Source organism: Streptomyces sp. col6 (assembly GCF_008042035.1).
Lineage (GTDB): Bacteria > Actinomycetota > Actinomycetes > Streptomycetales > Streptomycetaceae > Streptomyces.
In genome coordinates this window covers 478,722-493,376 of the sequence record NZ_RDBL01000029.1, presented here as the reverse complement: position 1 = coordinate 493,376, position 14,655 = coordinate 478,722, and the positions used below count along the sequence as shown (strand labels likewise).

Below are 14,655 nucleotides of genomic sequence, written 5' to 3'. Positions count from 1 at the left end.
CTCAGTCGGTCTGCGGGTCCGCCGCCGCTGCCGCCGCGCGCTTGAGGGCCGCGTCGCGTCCCCGTACGTACCAGATGCCGATCAGGCCGAGGCCGGCACCGGCCAGGCAGGTCCACACCCACCACAGGTGGCCGTGGTCGTCGAACCAGCCGTAGAACGGGATCTGGACGAGGAAGAGGACGAACCAGAGGATCGTGCCGCCGGTGATGGTCGCGACGACCGGGCCCTCCAGGGGCTCCGGCGCCTCGTGCTTCGGTGTCCACTTCGCCATGCGGTCAGTGTATGCGGCGCATATGTAAGTGCGTTCGGGCCAGTCGGCCCAAGGGTCTACGCGCGGAGATAGCGATCTTCGCCTTATGTATTCATACTGAATCTGCTTATGGCTGGCTCGAATTATTCGTGTGAAAGTCCAAAGCTGACCGCTTTTGATCCCCTCTGAGTACGTACTGAGGTCATACATGTCCCCCTCGGCCACCGCTCCGGTCGACGCCCCGACTCCGCAGCCCACCAACGGGCTGGACCGCTTCTTCAAGATCTCCGAGCGGAAGTCGTCGGTCGCCCGCGAGATCCGCGGCGGATTCGCGACCTTCTTCGCGATGGCCTACATCATCGTGCTGAACCCGATCATCCTCGGCAGCGCGAAGGACGTGAACCAGCACTTCCTCGATCACGGCCAGCTGGTCACCGCGACCGTCATCACCGCCGCGTTCTCCACCCTGCTCATGGGTGTCATCGGCAACGTGCCGATCGCGCTGGCCGCGGGCCTCGGCGTCAACACCGTCGTCGCCCTCCAGCTCGCCCCCCGGATGACCTGGCCCGACGCCATGGGCATGGTGGTCCTCGCGGGCATCGTGGTCATGCTGCTGGTCGCGACCGGGCTGCGGGAACGCGTGATGAACGCCGTACCGGGCTCGCTGCGCAAGGGCATCGCGATCGGTATCGGCCTGTTCATCCTGCTGATCGGCCTCGTCGACTCCGGCTTCGTCTCGCGCATCCCCGACAAGGCGATGACCACCGTCCCGCTCCAGCTCGGCGGCGACGGCCACCTCACCGGCTGGCCGGTCCTGATCTTCGTCCTCGGCGCGCTGCTGACGCTGATCCTGATCGTCCGCAAGGTGCCGGGCGCGATCCTGATCTCCATCGTGACGATGACCGTCGTCGCGCTGATCATCAACGCCGTGGCGGACCTGCCGGGCGAGGCATGGGGGCTGACCGTCCCGGAGTGGCCGGGCAATCCGGTGGCGTCGCCCGACTTCGGGCTGCTGGGTCACTTCAGCCTGTTCGGCGGCTTCCACAAGGTGGGCGTCCTCACCGGCATCCTGTTCGTCTTCACCGTGCTGCTGTCCTGCTTCTTCGACGCGATGGGCACCATCCTCGGTGTCGGCGACGAGGCGAAGCTGACGGACTCGAAGGGCAACTTCCCAGGCATCAACCGGGTGCTGTTCGTCGACGGTGTCGCGGTCGCCGCGGGCGGTGCCAGTTCCTCCTCCGCCTCGACCTGCTTCGTGGAGTCCACGGCGGGTGTCGGCGAGGGTGCCCGTACGGGTCTGGCCAGCATCGTCACGGGGCTGCTGTTCACGGTGGCGCTGTTCCTCACGCCGCTGGCGACCATGGTCCCCTCGCAGGCGGCCACTCCGGCCCTGCTGGCGGTGGGCTTCCTGATCATCGCGGGCTCGGTGCGGGACATCGACTGGAGCGACTTCACGCTCGCGATCCCGGCGTTCCTCGCCATGGTCATGATGCCGTTCACGTACTCGATCACCAACGGCATCGGCATCGGCTTCATCGCGTTCAGCGTGCTGCGGCTGGCCTCCGGGCGGGGCCGCGAGGTGCCGGTGGCCATGTACGTGGTGTCGGCGGTCTTCGTCTTCTACTACATGATGCCGGCGCTCGGCCTCACGTAAGGGCGGGGAACGGGCCGGCCCCGGGGGTCAGGTGACCTCCTCGGCCGGCACGCCGTCCGCGGGGCAGAGCTTCTCCGGCCCGTAGAACTTCTCCGTCTCGTCGACGGCCGCCTGGAAGCGCTCGTCGAAGTCGTCGCGAATGAGCGTCCGGACCACGTAGTCCTGGACGCTCATTCCGCGTTTTGCGGCGTGCTGCTTGAGCCGGTCGAGCAGCTCACCGTCTATGCGCAGGCTGAGCACTGTCGATCCCATGCCAAGCAGGGTTACGTCCCCCGGCCCCGCCGTGCGTGATTTTCCGCCATCGACTCACTCGTTTGGGTGATCGATTGGTGATCCGGCCCATCCGCGGGAGGTGATCCCGCTTACGCGCGTGTAACACAAGTGGTCTTTAGAGTAGGTAATGAGTTACGCTAACAAACATGCCTGACCTGATCCACGACAGCGACAGTGCCGCCGCCGTGAGCTCCCTTCGTTCCGCCGTCATGCTGCTCGGCCGGCGCCTCAAGCACCAGCGCGTCGACGAGTCGCTGAGCCCGACCGAGATGTCGGTGCTCGGGACTCTCGCCCGTTGCGGCTCCGCCACTCCGGGTGAGCTGGCCCGGCGGGAGCACGTCCAGCCGCCGTCGATGACCCGCATCGTCGCGTTGCTGGAATCGAAGGGCCTGGTCAGGCTGGAACCGCACCCCGATGACCGTCGTCAGAAGATGGTCAGCCAGACCGAGCAGGCCGAGGCCATGCTCGCCGAGAGCCGCGACAAGCGGAACGCCTGGCTGACCACCCTCGCCGAAGGCCTGGACGAGGACGAGTGGGAGACGCTGCGCAACGCGGCGCCCGTGCTGGAGAAGCTCGCCCACCTGTAGGAGACACGTCTCCGTCCCCGTCGACCAGCAAGATGCCCACGCCGAGGAGGCGAACCCTTTTGAGTACGGGATCCGGAGCAGACTCCGCCCCCGCACCGACTTCCACCCACGAGAGCAAGCCCGGCGGGACCTTCTCGTCGCTGAAGATCCGCAACTACCGCCTGTTCGCCACGGGCGCCGTGATCTCCAACACCGGTACCTGGATGTCCCGCATCACGCAGGACTGGCTCGTCCTGAGCCTCACAGGGTCCGCCGCCGCCGTCGGTATCACCACGGCACTCCAGTTCCTCCCCATGCTGCTGTTCGGCCTGTACGGCGGCGTCATCGCCGACCGGCTGCCGAAGCGCAAGCTCCTGCTCGTCAGCCAGGCCGCCCTGGGCGCCTGCGGTGTCGTGCTCGCCGTGCTCACGCTCTCCGGCGTGGTCCAGGTCTGGCACGTCTACCTGATCGCGTTCCTGCTCGGCATGGTCACCGTCGTGGACAACCCGGCCCGCCAGGCCTTCGTGTCCGAGATGGTCGGCCCCGCCCAGCTGCGCAACGCGGTCAGCCTGAACTCGGCGAACTTCCAGTCCGCCCGGCTCATCGGTCCCGCCGTCGCGGGTGTGCTGATCACCACGGTCGGTAGCGGCTGGGCCTTCATGCTCAACGGCCTGTCGTTCCTGGCGCCGCTGGTCGGCCTGATGATGATGCGGACGAGCGAGCTCCACAAGTCCGTCGTCGTGCCGCGCGCCAAGGGGCAGCTCCGCGAGGGGCTGCGCTACGTCTCGGGCCGGCCCGAGCTGATCTGGCCGATCGTTCTGGCCGGCTTCGTCGGTACCTTCGGCTTCAACTTCCCGATCTGGCTGACGGCCTTCGCGGACGAGATCTTCCACGGCGGCGCCGGGATGTACTCGTTCTTCAACATCCTCATGGCGGTCGGCTCCCTGGTCGGTGCGCTGCTCGCCGCCCGCCGCCGCTCCTCGCGGCTGCGGATGCTGGTCGCCGCCGGTACGGCGTTCGGCCTGCTGGAGATCGTCGCGGCGCTCGCGCCGACGGTCTGGATCTTCGCGGTCCTGCTCGTGCCGATCGGCATGATCGGCCAGACGACCAACGTCAGCGCCAACACCAGCGTCCAGATGGCGTCCGACCCGGCCATGCGCGGCCGGGTGATGAGCCTCTACATGATGGTCTTCGCCGGTGGTACGCCGGTGGGCGCCCCGATCGTCGGCTGGATCAGCGACGCGTACGGCGCCCGCACCGGCATGGTGGTCGGCGGTGCGCTGTCCCTGGCGGCCGCGGTCGGCATCGGCGTGATCCTGGCCCGCCTCGGCGGCCTGCGGCTGAAGGTCGACCTGCGGCCGGGCCGTCCGCACGTACGGTTCGTGCCGCGCGAGCAGCTGGCGACGGCCGCGTAGGGGTCTTCCCGTACGTGAACGCGCGACTACGGCCCCGCCCCGGTTCTCCGGGACGGGGCCGCGTCGCGTTCAGGCACGCCGGTCCGGTTACGCTCATCGGGTGGACCCGAAGACCAGAAACCGCATTATGGCGGCCGTGCTCGTACTGATGTTCGCCGTTGTCGCCGTGGCGGCCGCCCTCGGCTGACGGGCGCTGCTACCAGGCGAAGTTCTCCGGCGACGGGCCCGGACCGGGGAAGATCTCCTCCAGCGCGTCCAGCACCTCCGCCGACAGCTCCAGCTCCACCGCGCGCAGCGCCGAGTCGAGCTGCTCCCGCGTGCGCGGGCCGGAGATCGGGCCGGTGATCCCGGGCCGCGTCAGCAGCCAGGCGAGGCCCACCTCACCGGGCTCCAGGCCGTGCTTGTCGAGCAGGTCCTCGTACGCCTGGATCTGCGCCCGGACCTTCGGGTCGGCCAGCGCTTCGCCGGAGCGGCCGGAGGTGGACCGGGCGCCGCCGCCCTCGCGCTCCTTGCGGATCGCGCCGCCGAGCAGGCCGCCGTGCAGCGGGGACCAGGGGATGACCCCGAGGCCGTACTCCTGGGAGGCCGGGATGACCTCCATCTCGGCGCCGCGCTCCATCAGGTTGTAGATGCACTGCTCGCTGACCAGGCCGTAGCTGCCCCGCTGCCGGGCGCGCTCGTTGGCCTGGGCGATCTTGTAGCCGGAGAAGTTCGAGGAACCGGCGTACAGGATCTTGCCCTGCTGGATCAGTACGTCGATGGCCTGCCAGATCTCGTCGATCGGGGTGTCCCGGTCGACGTGGTGGAACTGGTACAGGTCGATGTGGTCCGTCTGGAGCCGCTTCAGGCTGGCGTCGACGGCCCGGCGGATGTTCACGGCGGACAGCTTGTCGTGGTTGGGCCACGCCTCGCCGTCGGCGGCCATGTTGCCGTAGACCTTGGTGGCGAGCACGACCTTGTCGCGGCGGTCGCCGCCCTGCGCGAACCAGGTGCCGAGGATCTCCTCGGTGCGGCCCTTGTTCTCGCCCCAGCCGTAGACGTTCGCGGTGTCGAAGAAGTTGACGCCGGCGTCCAGCGCGGCGTCCATGAGGGTGTGGCTGTCGCTCTCGTTGGTCTGGGGGCCGAAGTTCATCGTCCCCAGGACGAGGCGGCTTACCTTGAGTCCGGTGCGTCCGAGCTGCGTGTACTTCATGACCCCCAAGCCAACTCCTTCGAGCGCGCTCGAAGCAAGCGTGTCCGTTACGTCCGGGCGAACCGGTCCAGCGCCGCGAGGACCGCCCGGCTCGTCGCCGCCCCGCCGAGGTGCCCCGCGTCCTCGATCACCGTCAGCTCCGCGTCCGGCCACGCCTTCGCCAGCTCCCACGCCGTGACCAGCGGCCCGCCCATGTCGCCGCGCCCGTGCACCAGCACCCCGGGAATCCCGGCCAGCCGCCCCGCGTCCCGGATCAGCTGCCCCTCCTCCAGCCAGGCGCCGTGCGCGAAGTAGTGCGCGCAGATCCGCACCAGCGCCCGCTGCGCCCGCCCCGGCCGCCCGCTGTACGGGGGCGGGCCCGTGTACGCCTCCTGCGAGAGCACCGCGTCCTCCCAGGCGCACCAGCCGGCCGTCGCCCGCGCCCGTACCTCCGGATCGGGGTCGGTGGTCCGCCGGGCGTACGCCGCGAGCACGTCCGGGGTCGCGTCGCTCGCCGCCTCCGGGACACCCGCCCGGAAGCGGTCCCACGCCTCGGGGAAGAAGCGGCCCGCGCCCCGGTACAGCCAGTCGATCTCGGAGCGCCGGGTCGTCGTCACCGCCGGGATCACGATCTCGGCGACCCGCTCCGGGTACCGCTCGGCGTACGCCAGGATCAGCGTGGAGCCCCAGGAACCCCCGTACAGCAGCCAGCGGTCGATGGAGAGGTGTGCGCGGAGGCGTTCCATGTCGGCGATCAGGTGGTCCGTGGTGTTGTGCCGCAGGTCGACGGCCGGGTCGCTCGCGTGCGGGGTGGAGCGGCCGCAGTTGCGCTGGTCGAAGAGGACGACGCGGTAGCGCTCCGGGTCGAAGTGCTGCCGGGGCCGCTCGGTGCAGCCGGAACCGGGGCCGCCGTGCACGACGACGGCGGGCTTCCCGGCGGGGTTGCCGCACACCTCCCAGTACACGAGGTTGCCGTCGCCGACGTCGAGCATGCCGTGGTCGTACGGCTCGATGGGCGGGTACTTCTCGTCGGGCAGGCGTTCCATGACCGCGTCTCCTCATCGGCGTACAGCAAAGGGCGCCAGCTTAGGGCCGGTTCGCGGCGGAGCCGCTTGCTCATGCCGGCCCCTGCTCACGCGCTTCCGTGCTGATGCCGTTCCGTTCTCATGCCGTTCCGCGCAGGGTGGCGGCTTCCTCCTCCGTCAGGCGCAGGGAGCCGACGGCGATGTTCTCGGCGAGGTGGCCGAGGTCGCCCGTGCCGGGGATGGCCAGGACGTGCGGACCCTGGTGCAGCGTCCACGCCAGCCTGATCTGGGCCGGGGTCACGCCGTGGGCGAGGGCGACGGCGTGGACCTCGGGGCTGTGGCCGGTGGTCGCGCCGGCGGTGCGTCCGGTCCCGGCGATCGAGTAGAACGGCACGAACGCGATGCGCTGTTCGCCGCAGAGGTCCAGGAGCTCCCTCTGCTCGGGCGACGCGTCGATGCCGTACATGTTCTGGACGCAGACCACCGGCGCGATGTGCTGGGCCTCGGCCAGGTGGTGGGGGCGGATGTTCGACAGGCCCAGGTGGCGGATGAGCCCGGCCTCGCGCAGTTCGGCCAGGGCGCCGAAGCGTTCGGCGATCGAGCCGGTCCCGACGATGCGCAGGTTCACCACGTCGAGGTGGTCGCGGCCGAGCTGGCGCAGGTTCTCCTCGACCTGGCCGCGCAGTTGCCCGGGGGTGGCGTGAGCCTGCCACTCGCCGGAGGCGTCACGGCCGGGCCCGACCTTGGTGGTGATGACGAGGTCGTCCGGGTACGGGCCCAGCGCCCGGTTGATCAGCTCGTTGGCCGAGCGCAGCGGGGAGAAGTAGAACGCGGCGGTGTCGATGTGGTTCACGCCGAGCTCCACGGCGCGGCGCAGCACGCGGACCGCCTGGTCGCGGTCGCGCGGCAGGGCGTCGGCGACCAGCGCCTCGCCGTACTGCGGCAGGCGCATCGCGCCGAAGCCGATCCGGTGGACCGTCAGGTCACCGAGCTCCCAGGTGCCCGATGCCGCCGCGGTGATCGTCTGTGAGGTCATGGCGGGATGATGTCCGCGCGCTAGGCTGGTCCGCCATTGATTCGGACATGCGTGAATCCGTCGAGGAGTGGGTGTTCTGGCCGGGCTGGCGTTCTCGACGAGCGATCTGGCACAGGTGCGGTTCTCGGTCTCACCGATGTGGGAGGTCGCGCCCAGCTTCCGGCTGCTGCGATCGCACTCCACGCATCCGGTCCATCGCACCTGGGTCGATCAGGTACGCCCGCGCTGGGTGGCCGGCGGGCTGGACCGGGGCTGGCTCGGCGAGTTGATCCCGCTCACTCGCGGTTACATCCCCGACTTCCTCAACCCGGCCCCCTCCGGTCCCGCTCCCGCCCCGGAGGCGGAGTGGGAGGCGATCCGGGCCACGCCCGGGGACCGTGTGCGCCGGGACCTGGACCATCTGGCGCGCCATCAGGGGTTCCTCGGCCCTCGGCTGCGCGCCCTGCGCGACGACCCGTACGGGCCGCTCCTCGCCGAGCTCACCAAGGAGCTCGAAACCTACTGGGAACGGGCCCTCGCCCCCTACTGGGCCCGCATCAGGGCGGTCCTGGACGCCGACATCGGGTACCGGGCGCGTCTGGCCGCCGAGCGCGGCACCGGCTACCTCCTCGACGACCTGCACACGTCTTTGAGCTGGGACGACGGTGCCTTGCTGATGGCCCACCGTAAGCGGCCGCTCACCCGCACGACGGCGGGCACGGGACTGCTGCTGATCCCCTCGGCCTTCGCCGGGCCCGGCCTGCGCACCCGGACGACGCCGCCGGACCCGCCCCAACTCGCCTATCGGGCGCGCGGTGTCGGCCTGCTCTGGGAGCCCCGGCCCGTCACGGGAGCCGCCACCCTGTCCGCCGTGCTGGGCCGCTCCCGCACGCTGCTGCTGGCCGAGCTGGAGATCCCGGCCGCCACCACGCGGCTGGCACAGCGCACCGGGCTCTCCCCGGCGGCGGTGTCCCAGAACCTCACCGCACTGCGCGACGCCGGTCTGGTGAGCGCCCACCGGAGCGGCCGTTTCGTCCTCTACGCCCGCACCGCCGCGGCCGAGACCCTGCTCCGGGCAGCCTCCGCCTGATACGACCCTTCCCCCGGCCGCACCCGGCCGCACCCGGTCGTAGCCTGGTCGGCGTGAACGCGACTCCCGAGGTACTCGCCGTACTGGACGACCTGCTCGCCGCCGCGGCCCCCGACGACCGGGGCGCCCTGTGGCAGCTCGACCGGCAGGGGAGGGAGCTCGACGCGAACCTGGTGCGGCTGCCCCCGGGCGCGGAGGTCGGGGAGCACCAGGAGGACGTGCTCGACGTGCTCCTGGTCGTCCTCGCGGGCAGCGGCCGCCTGACCCCGGGCGACGGCGCGGAGCCCCTGCCCCTGACCCCGACGACGGCGACCTGGCTGCCCCGCACCTCCCGCCGCTCCCTGACGGCGGGCCCGGACGGCCTCGCCTACCTGACGGTCCACCGTCGCCGCCCCGGCCTGACGCTCAAGCCGACGGTGTACGCGCAGGAGGGCGGAGAGGCGCCGTGCGCGCTGGACCGGGTGTGCCCGGAGTGCGGCCGGATGTCCCCGGAGTCGGCACCGGTGTTCTGCAGTGCTTGCGGGGAGCGGTTTCCGGGGCGGTGAGGGAGGGGCGCCGGCACCCGTGGGCGAGACCGGCGCGCCGGGGCCCCGATCCGGCCGGGGGAGGAACCGGGCGCGTCGGTCCCCCGTCCTGGTGGGTGATGGCACAGACGAGGGTGAAACGAGTGGCTGCGGCGGCGCGGGCCGCCGTCTCGTGGCGGGCGTGGGATCGCGCCGGGCGGCGGGGACGGGTCACGGCCGCGCTCGCGGGCCTCGTGGCGCTTCTCCTCATCGGCCATCGCGCCGTCCCCAACACCCCCGGCCACCTCGGCAGCCTCCTGGAGGCGTTCCTGCCGTGGCTCGGACTGGCCGTCGTCCCGCTGCTGACCCTGGCCGTGCTGCGCCGGTCGGTGCTCGCGCTGGTGTCGGTGGTGTTGCCGGTGGCGGCGTGGGCGTACGCGTTCGGCGGGCTGCTCCTCCCGGCGGGGGACCCGGGCCCGCGTGACCTGGTCGTCGTGCAGCACAACGTCAGCGATGTGAACGCCGACCCGACGGGCACGGCCCGCGTGCTGGCAGCCGCCGGCGCCGACCTGATCGCGCTGGAGGAACTGGTGCCCGGCGCGCTGCCGGCGTACGAGAGGACCCTCGCGGCGGAGTACCCCTTCCACGAGGTCCGGGGCACCGTGGGCATCTGGTCCCGGCACCCCCTCTCCGGCACCCGGACCGTGGACATCAAGCCGGCGGGCATCACGGAGGGCTGGAGCCGGGGCCTGCGTACGGTGGCCCGCACCCCGCACGGCCAGGTCGCGGTGTACGTGGCGCACCTGCCGTCGTTCCGGCTCGGCGCGGGCGGACTGGGCACCGACCGCCGCGACGAGAGCGCCCGGCTGCTGGGCCGGGCGCTGGCGGCCGAGCCGACCGGCCCGGTGATCGTGCTGGGCGACCTGAACGGCACGGTGGACGACCGTGGCCTGTCCCCGCTGACCTCGCAGCTCAACGTCCCGGAGCGCGGTTTCGCCTTCAGCTTCCCCGCGTCGTTCCCGATGGCCCGGATCGACCAGGTGATGGCCCGCGGGGCGACGGTGGGCCGTGTCCGGACGCTTCCCGCGACGGGCAGCGACCACCTGCCGGTGACGGCGCGGGTGACGCCGGCCTGAGCGGCGCGCGCCTCAGAGGCGGACCGTCATCGTCACGGTCACGTCGTCGCCCGCCGCGATGTCCTGCGGCACACGGACCGCGTTCTTGAGCGGCAGCAGATAGCCGCCGTCCTTCGGGAAGAGCGAGGTGGTGAAGGCGGTCCCGCCGATCTCGGCCTCGACGGGGATCACCCCCCAGCCGTACGAGGCCAGTTGGGCGACCTCCTGGATGTCGGCGGCCTGTTCCGCTGGCACGGGGGCGAAGTAGTACGGCGCGGGGCCGCGCCACTCGATGACGCGGCTGCTGAACAAGACACGCACGACTGCATCCGTTCGTCGGGGCGGACCGGGCCGGTCAGCGTAACCGGGGGTGGAGGCGCGCGAAATCGGGATGCGTCCCCTGTGTGCCGTACCTAGGATGCGCGGGCTCGCCCTGCCAACGATTCGGAGACGTACGGAACATGACGCCCCACCTCGCAGCGATCGGCTTCCACGCGACCGACCCGGCGGACCTGGCCCGCTTCTGGGCCGGCCTCCTGGGCTGGGAGCGGACCGACGCCGTCACGGTCCTGCCCCCGGACGGCAAGGGCTTCGGCCTCCGCTTCACCGAGAGCCAGGAGCCGAAGTCCCGGCAGAACCAGGCCCACTTCGACCTGACCAGCGCCACCCCGCAGGCGCAGCAGGACATGGTGGCCCGCGCGCTGGAACTCGGCGCCCGGCACATCGACATCGGCCAGACGCCGGAGGAGGGCCACATCGTCCTCGCCGACCCGGACGGCAACGAGTTCTGCGTGATCGAGGCGGGCAACAAGTTCCTCGCGGACACCGGGGTCATCGGCGCGGTCGCCTGCGACGGCACCCAGGCGGTCGGCTACTTCTGGAGCAAGGCGCTGGGCTGGCCGCTGGTCTGGGACCAGGACGAGGAGACCGCGATCCAGTCCCCGCAGGGCGGCACGAAGATCACCTGGGGCGGCCCGCCGGTCGCACCGAAGCCGGACGTGAACCGTCTGTACTTCGAGCTGACGCTCCCGGCGGACGCGGACGAGACGGCGGAGACCGCCCGCCTGACGGCCCTGGGCGCGCGACCCGGCCCGGACGGGGTGCTGCTGGACCCGGACGGCAACGAGTTCACGCTGCGGCGGGCGGCGGCCTAGGACCTGGCCGGCGGGCCCGCGAAGATTCGCCGGACAGGCCCTACTCCCCGGCCGGGTCCTGCGTTTCCGCCTGCGCCCTCGCGTAGGCCTCGCGGAACATCGCGGGTATACGCCCCCGGTCGTTCACGAGAAAACCGTTGGCGCGTGCCCAGCGCCGTATGAGGTCGTCGCCCTGCGGCTGCTGGTCCTGTGCGTCCGGCGGTTGCTGCTGTTCGTCCATGGGGCCACCGTAAACGAGCCCACTGACAGGGGCAGGGCCGGCGTTCAACCGGCCGTGAGCCGAGGCCCGTTCCTCCGGTAATCCGATCTCGCGGGCTCATCGCTCTTCCTTGCGTTTCGCATTTTCCGGAGATCGGGAAATGCGGGCGAGATCCGGCAGCTCGTGCTGCCGGATCTCGCGAAAAGGATGGTCGGGGGACGGTTACCAGCGGTACCAGCGGCCCCGCTTGCCGCCGTGACCTGCGGGGCGGACGAAGAATCCGATGAGCCAGATCGCGAGAACGATGACGGCGATCCACCAGAGCGCCTTGAGGGCGAAACCGGCGCCGAAGAGGATCAGGGCGAGGAGGAGAACCAGAATGATAGGAAGCATGTTCGGCCAGTTGCCCTGGGCCGGGACGTTCATTCATCCCGCGAAGATGGATTTTTGATAACGGGCGGATTCCGCGACTGCCGTGTTTGGAACGGGAAAGCACGGTCAGACGGAAGGCATCCAGACGTCGAACACAGCAAGGTGTGAGTGACATGGCTGCTGACGAGAAGACCCAGGCCAAGACCGAGCAGGCCAAGGGCAAGATCAAGGAAGTCGCCGGCCGGACCGTCGGCAACGAGCGGCTCACCGCCGAGGGCCGCGCCGAGCAGGCCAAGGGCGACGCCCGCCAGGCCAAGGAGAAGGCGAAGGACGCCCTCACCGACTGACGGCCTCCTCCCACACGCAGGGCCCCGCGGACGACCCGACCGGTCCGCGGGGCCCTGCGCGTGCCGTCGCCACGGCGAAGAGGGGTCCCTAGGGGAGGTCCCCCGAGACCGGGAGCCGGTACACGGAGACGTGGGAACCCGACTCGGCGGTGAACTCGGCGCCGGCCCAGTCCGCGTGCCTGCTCTCCAGCTCGAAGCCGGCCAGCCGGGCCATGAGGTCGAGTTCGGCCGGCCAGATGTAGCGGTGCGGGCTGCGGAACAGCCGCGCCTCCTCGGTCTCGTCGAAGCGGAAGTGGTGAGACACGACGCGCTGGTGGAGCACGTCGTACGTGTCCAGCCCGATGTAGTCGGCTTCGGACTGCCAGACCGCGGCCGTCCGCCCCGGCGGCAGCGTGCGCAGGTCGGGTACCCAGAGTTCGATCACGAACCGGCCGCCGGGTGTGAGGTGGCGGGCCGCGTTGCGGAAGCACCGCACCTGTTCGTCCTGTGTGAGCAGGTTGGAGATCGTGTTGTACACGAGGTAGACGAGGGAGTACTCCCCAGGGGCGACCGCGGTCGCCATGTCGCCGATGATCACGGGAATCGCCGCCTCGTCGGCCTTCGTACGCAGTTGCTCGACCATCGGGCGCGACAGCTCGATGCCGGTGACGGGCACCCCGCGCCCCGCGAGCGGAACGGCTACGCGGCCGGTCCCGATGGCGAACTCCAGCGCTCCTCCGTCACCCGCGAGCTGGGCGAGGCGGTCCACGGCCGGCTCCAGGACCTCGGGCGCGAACATCCCGGAACCGGGGGTGTCGTAGCGTCGGGCGGTGTCGGCGCCCCAGATCTTCTGCTGCTGCATTCGGTCAACGGTCGTCGCCGGCCGCCGCGTTGTCCACCGAGTAAGTGGTCCCGCTCCACGCGACCGGGCCGATCGTCCCCAGCGGGTGCGGCACCGTCCGGCTCTCCCGCTGGAACGCGCGGTAGAAGTCGCCCATCGCCGCCGCCACCGGTCCGTGCCGGAGCAGGAGTGCCGCGATCGACGCCGGAATCCCCTCCTGCGCTCAGCCGGGGGGTGGCCGTACAGCGCGACGGCCAGCCAGTTGACCAGGTGGTTCACGGCGTAGCACTCGTCGTACGCGCGGTGTTCCCCGACGAAGGCGGCCTCGTCCGGGGACAGGTCGAAGCGGGGCCCTTCACGCGCGCCTCCAGCGGCTTCGTATGGACGGCCACCCTCCCACGCGGGGCGAGCGATGAGTTCTCCGTTCGCGGACGGTCCACCGAGTGACCCGACCGTCCTCGACAGGAGTGCCATGTCCACCATCCAGCCAGTGATCCTCACCGCCGACCTGGACACCCTGCGCCGTTTCTACACGGACCTCTTCGGCGCCGAGGAGATCTTCCGGGTCCCCGCGAAGGGCCCGGTCTTCTACCTTGGCCTGCGCATCGGCGACACCGACCTGGGCCTGGTGACCAAGCCGGACCCGGCGGACGGTGCGGCGCCGCGCATCCTGCTCAGCATCGAGGTCGACGACGTCGACGAGATGCTCGGCCGCGTGGAGGCCCTGGGCGGCTCGGTCAGCGGCGGCCCCAAGGACATGCCGTGGGGCCAACGCGTCGCCCACATCCGCGACCCCGACGGCAACGCGGTGAACCTCACGCAGCCGGTCCCGGAGGGGTGAGGCTGCATGAGACGCATGTTCGGTGGGTGACGCCGAGGCTTCGTTGTGACACCCGGTCTCACCGCCCCGGCAGCCCCAGCTCCCCCGCCCGCAGCCCCGCCTGGAAGCGGGACGCGGCCTGCAAGGTCACCAGGAGGTCGGCCACGCGGCGGCGGTACGTGCGCAGGGAGACGCCCAGCTGCCTGGCCGCCGTGGCGTCCGTCAGGCCCGTGCTCAGGGCTTCGAGGATGCGGCGGGACTCCGGGGCCAGGTGGGGGGTGTCCGTCGCCAGGTACGTGTCGTAGTCCGTCGACTGGTGCCACATCGCGTCGAACAGGGAGTGGACGCCGTCGATCATGTTCTTCGAGGTGGTCACGGAGTACTCGCGACCGGCCGGGGAGTCGCGGCCCGCGAGGATCATGACGCGGCGGTCGATGATGATCGTCTCGTGCGGGAGCGCCGCGTCGGTGATGCGGACCTGGGCGCCGTGGCCCAGGACCAGCCGTATGTGGGCCCGGGACGCCTCCTCCGTGAGGGCCACCGGGCTGAGCAGCTTGCGGGTGACGAACTCCGGCGACTGGCCGGAGTGCATGCGCTGCGCGACCGCCGTACGGGCCTCCGGCTGTGCCCAGGTCGCCAGGTCCCGGGCGGCGCACAGGAACTCCGTGCGGGCGGATTCGAAGAGGTGCCCCGCGCGGGCCAGCAGCTCCGCGTCCCCGTGGACCGAGAAGATCTGTTCGTTCCGCATACCGCCAGTCTCGCAGCAACCCGCGTCCCGCGAGGTGGTCGATGACCCGCGCCTCGGGCGTCTGGCCGCGACGCCGCCCACCCCGCCGGGAGTCGCGCCGCAACCCGCCCCCGCCGGC

19 protein-coding genes and 1 pseudogene are annotated in these 14,655 nt (G+C 71.0%); 9 read left to right on the top strand and 11 right to left on the bottom strand.

All coding sequences use genetic code 11. The features are described from left to right. Nucleotide 1 precedes the first annotated feature (1 nt). Nucleotides 2–271 carry a DUF2530 domain-containing protein gene (locus EAO73_RS31545; RefSeq protein WP_147974919.1) on the bottom strand — a complete coding sequence of 90 codons (270 nt, stop codon included), beginning with the start codon at nt 269–271 and terminating at the stop codon, nt 2–4. 187 nt (nt 272–458) lie between these two features. Here EAO73_RS31545 and EAO73_RS31540 point away from each other — a divergent pair, with 187 nt between their 5' ends. Further along, nucleotides 459–1,904 (top strand): NCS2 family permease, encoded by a 1,446-nt coding sequence (locus EAO73_RS31540; protein ID WP_147974918.1) that lies wholly within the window; start codon nt 459–461, stop codon nt 1,902–1,904. A gap of 27 nt (nt 1,905–1,931) precedes the next feature. On the opposite strand, the gene EAO73_RS31535 is transcribed toward EAO73_RS31540, so the two are convergent. Continuing rightward, nucleotides 1,932–2,156, bottom strand: a complete 225-nt coding sequence (locus EAO73_RS31535) for a hypothetical protein (RefSeq protein WP_191134294.1) — start codon at nt 2,154–2,156, stop codon at nt 1,932–1,934. A gap of 167 nt (nt 2,157–2,323) precedes the next feature. Between EAO73_RS31535 and EAO73_RS31530 the strand changes: the two genes are divergently transcribed. Both EAO73_RS31530 and EAO73_RS31525 read left to right on the top strand, forming a co-directional pair. Then, nucleotides 2,324–2,764: a MarR family winged helix-turn-helix transcriptional regulator gene (locus EAO73_RS31530; protein ID WP_147974917.1), complete on the top strand. Its 441-nt coding sequence runs from the start codon at nt 2,324–2,326 to the stop codon at nt 2,762–2,764. Nucleotides 2,765–2,823: 59 nt separating this feature from the next. After that, a complete protein-coding gene (locus EAO73_RS31525; RefSeq protein ID WP_147974916.1) occupies nt 2,824–4,158 on the top strand; it encodes an MFS transporter in 1,335 nt (444 codons plus the stop codon). A 196-nt stretch (nt 4,159–4,354) separates the two neighbouring features. Here the strand turns inward: EAO73_RS31525 and EAO73_RS31520 are convergent, their stop codons facing one another. The 3 genes from EAO73_RS31520 to EAO73_RS31510 form a co-directional block, all read right to left on the bottom strand. Then, entirely contained in the window at nt 4,355–5,350 is a 996-nt protein-coding gene (locus EAO73_RS31520) for an aldo/keto reductase (RefSeq protein ID WP_147974915.1), read from the bottom strand. Between the two features lie 47 nt (nt 5,351–5,397). After that, on the bottom strand, nt 5,398–6,375 hold the full coding sequence (gene pip, locus EAO73_RS31515; RefSeq protein ID WP_147974914.1) for a prolyl aminopeptidase: 978 nt from the start codon (nt 6,373–6,375) through the stop codon (nt 5,398–5,400). A gap of 118 nt (nt 6,376–6,493) precedes the next feature. Beyond that, nucleotides 6,494–7,390: an aldo/keto reductase gene (locus tag EAO73_RS31510; RefSeq protein ID WP_147974913.1), complete on the bottom strand. Its 897-nt coding sequence runs from the start codon at nt 7,388–7,390 to the stop codon at nt 6,494–6,496. A gap of 67 nt (nt 7,391–7,457) precedes the next feature. Here EAO73_RS31510 and EAO73_RS31505 point away from each other — a divergent pair, with 67 nt between their 5' ends. From EAO73_RS31505 to EAO73_RS31495, 3 genes are all read left to right on the top strand, one after another. Continuing rightward, complete coding sequence (locus tag EAO73_RS31505; protein ID WP_224756531.1) at nt 7,458–8,459, top strand: ArsR/SmtB family transcription factor; 1,002 nt, start codon at nt 7,458–7,460, stop codon at nt 8,457–8,459. A gap of 53 nt (nt 8,460–8,512) precedes the next feature. Further along, complete coding sequence (locus tag EAO73_RS31500; RefSeq protein WP_147974912.1) at nt 8,513–9,004, top strand: hypothetical protein; 492 nt, start codon at nt 8,513–8,515, stop codon at nt 9,002–9,004. A 98-nt stretch (nt 9,005–9,102) separates the two neighbouring features. Beyond that, a complete protein-coding gene (locus EAO73_RS31495) occupies nt 9,103–10,098 on the top strand; it encodes an endonuclease/exonuclease/phosphatase family protein (protein ID WP_412075657.1) in 996 nt (331 codons plus the stop codon). A 12-nt stretch (nt 10,099–10,110) separates the two neighbouring features. Here EAO73_RS31495 and EAO73_RS31490 read toward each other — a convergent pair whose 3' ends face one another. Beyond that, nucleotides 10,111–10,389, bottom strand: a complete 279-nt coding sequence (locus tag EAO73_RS31490) for a DUF1905 domain-containing protein (protein ID WP_147975411.1) — start codon at nt 10,387–10,389, stop codon at nt 10,111–10,113. Nucleotides 10,390–10,538: 149 nt separating this feature from the next. On the opposite strand from EAO73_RS31490, the gene EAO73_RS31485 reads away from it, so the two are divergent. After that, the gene (locus EAO73_RS31485; RefSeq protein WP_147974910.1) at nt 10,539–11,231 is read left to right on the top strand and encodes a VOC family protein; all 693 of its coding nucleotides are present in this window, start codon (nt 10,539–10,541) and stop codon (nt 11,229–11,231) included. Between the two features lie 40 nt (nt 11,232–11,271). On the opposite strand, the pseudogene EAO73_RS31480 reads toward EAO73_RS31485, so the two are convergent. Further along, nucleotides 11,272–11,391: pseudogene (locus tag EAO73_RS31480) on the bottom strand (histone-like nucleoid-structuring protein Lsr2); the annotation flags it as partial. A gap of 261 nt (nt 11,392–11,652) precedes the next feature. Continuing rightward, nucleotides 11,653–11,823 (bottom strand): hydrophobic protein, encoded by a 171-nt coding sequence (locus tag EAO73_RS31475; protein WP_147974908.1) that lies wholly within the window; start codon nt 11,821–11,823, stop codon nt 11,653–11,655. Between the two features lie 152 nt (nt 11,824–11,975). Between EAO73_RS31475 and EAO73_RS31470 the strand changes: the two genes are divergently transcribed. Next, complete coding sequence (locus EAO73_RS31470) at nt 11,976–12,149, top strand: CsbD family protein (protein ID WP_147974907.1); 174 nt, start codon at nt 11,976–11,978, stop codon at nt 12,147–12,149. An 88-nt stretch (nt 12,150–12,237) separates the two neighbouring features. Here the strand turns inward: EAO73_RS31470 and EAO73_RS31465 are convergent, their stop codons facing one another. Continuing rightward, complete coding sequence (locus EAO73_RS31465) at nt 12,238–12,990, bottom strand: class I SAM-dependent methyltransferase (RefSeq protein WP_147974906.1); 753 nt, start codon at nt 12,988–12,990, stop codon at nt 12,238–12,240. A 4-nt stretch (nt 12,991–12,994) separates the two neighbouring features. Continuing rightward, nucleotides 12,995–13,126 (bottom strand): hypothetical protein, encoded by a 132-nt coding sequence (locus tag EAO73_RS37255; protein ID WP_318153304.1) that lies wholly within the window; start codon nt 13,124–13,126, stop codon nt 12,995–12,997. Between the two features lie 315 nt (nt 13,127–13,441). Between EAO73_RS37255 and EAO73_RS31455 the strand changes: the two genes are divergently transcribed. Continuing rightward, on the top strand, nt 13,442–13,810 hold the full coding sequence (locus EAO73_RS31455; RefSeq protein ID WP_147974905.1) for a VOC family protein: 369 nt from the start codon (nt 13,442–13,444) through the stop codon (nt 13,808–13,810). Between the two features lie 58 nt (nt 13,811–13,868). Here EAO73_RS31455 and EAO73_RS31450 read toward each other — a convergent pair whose 3' ends face one another. Further along, the gene (locus EAO73_RS31450; protein WP_147974904.1) at nt 13,869–14,537 is read right to left on the bottom strand and encodes a response regulator transcription factor; all 669 of its coding nucleotides are present in this window, start codon (nt 14,535–14,537) and stop codon (nt 13,869–13,871) included. Nucleotides 14,538–14,655 lie beyond the last annotated feature (118 nt).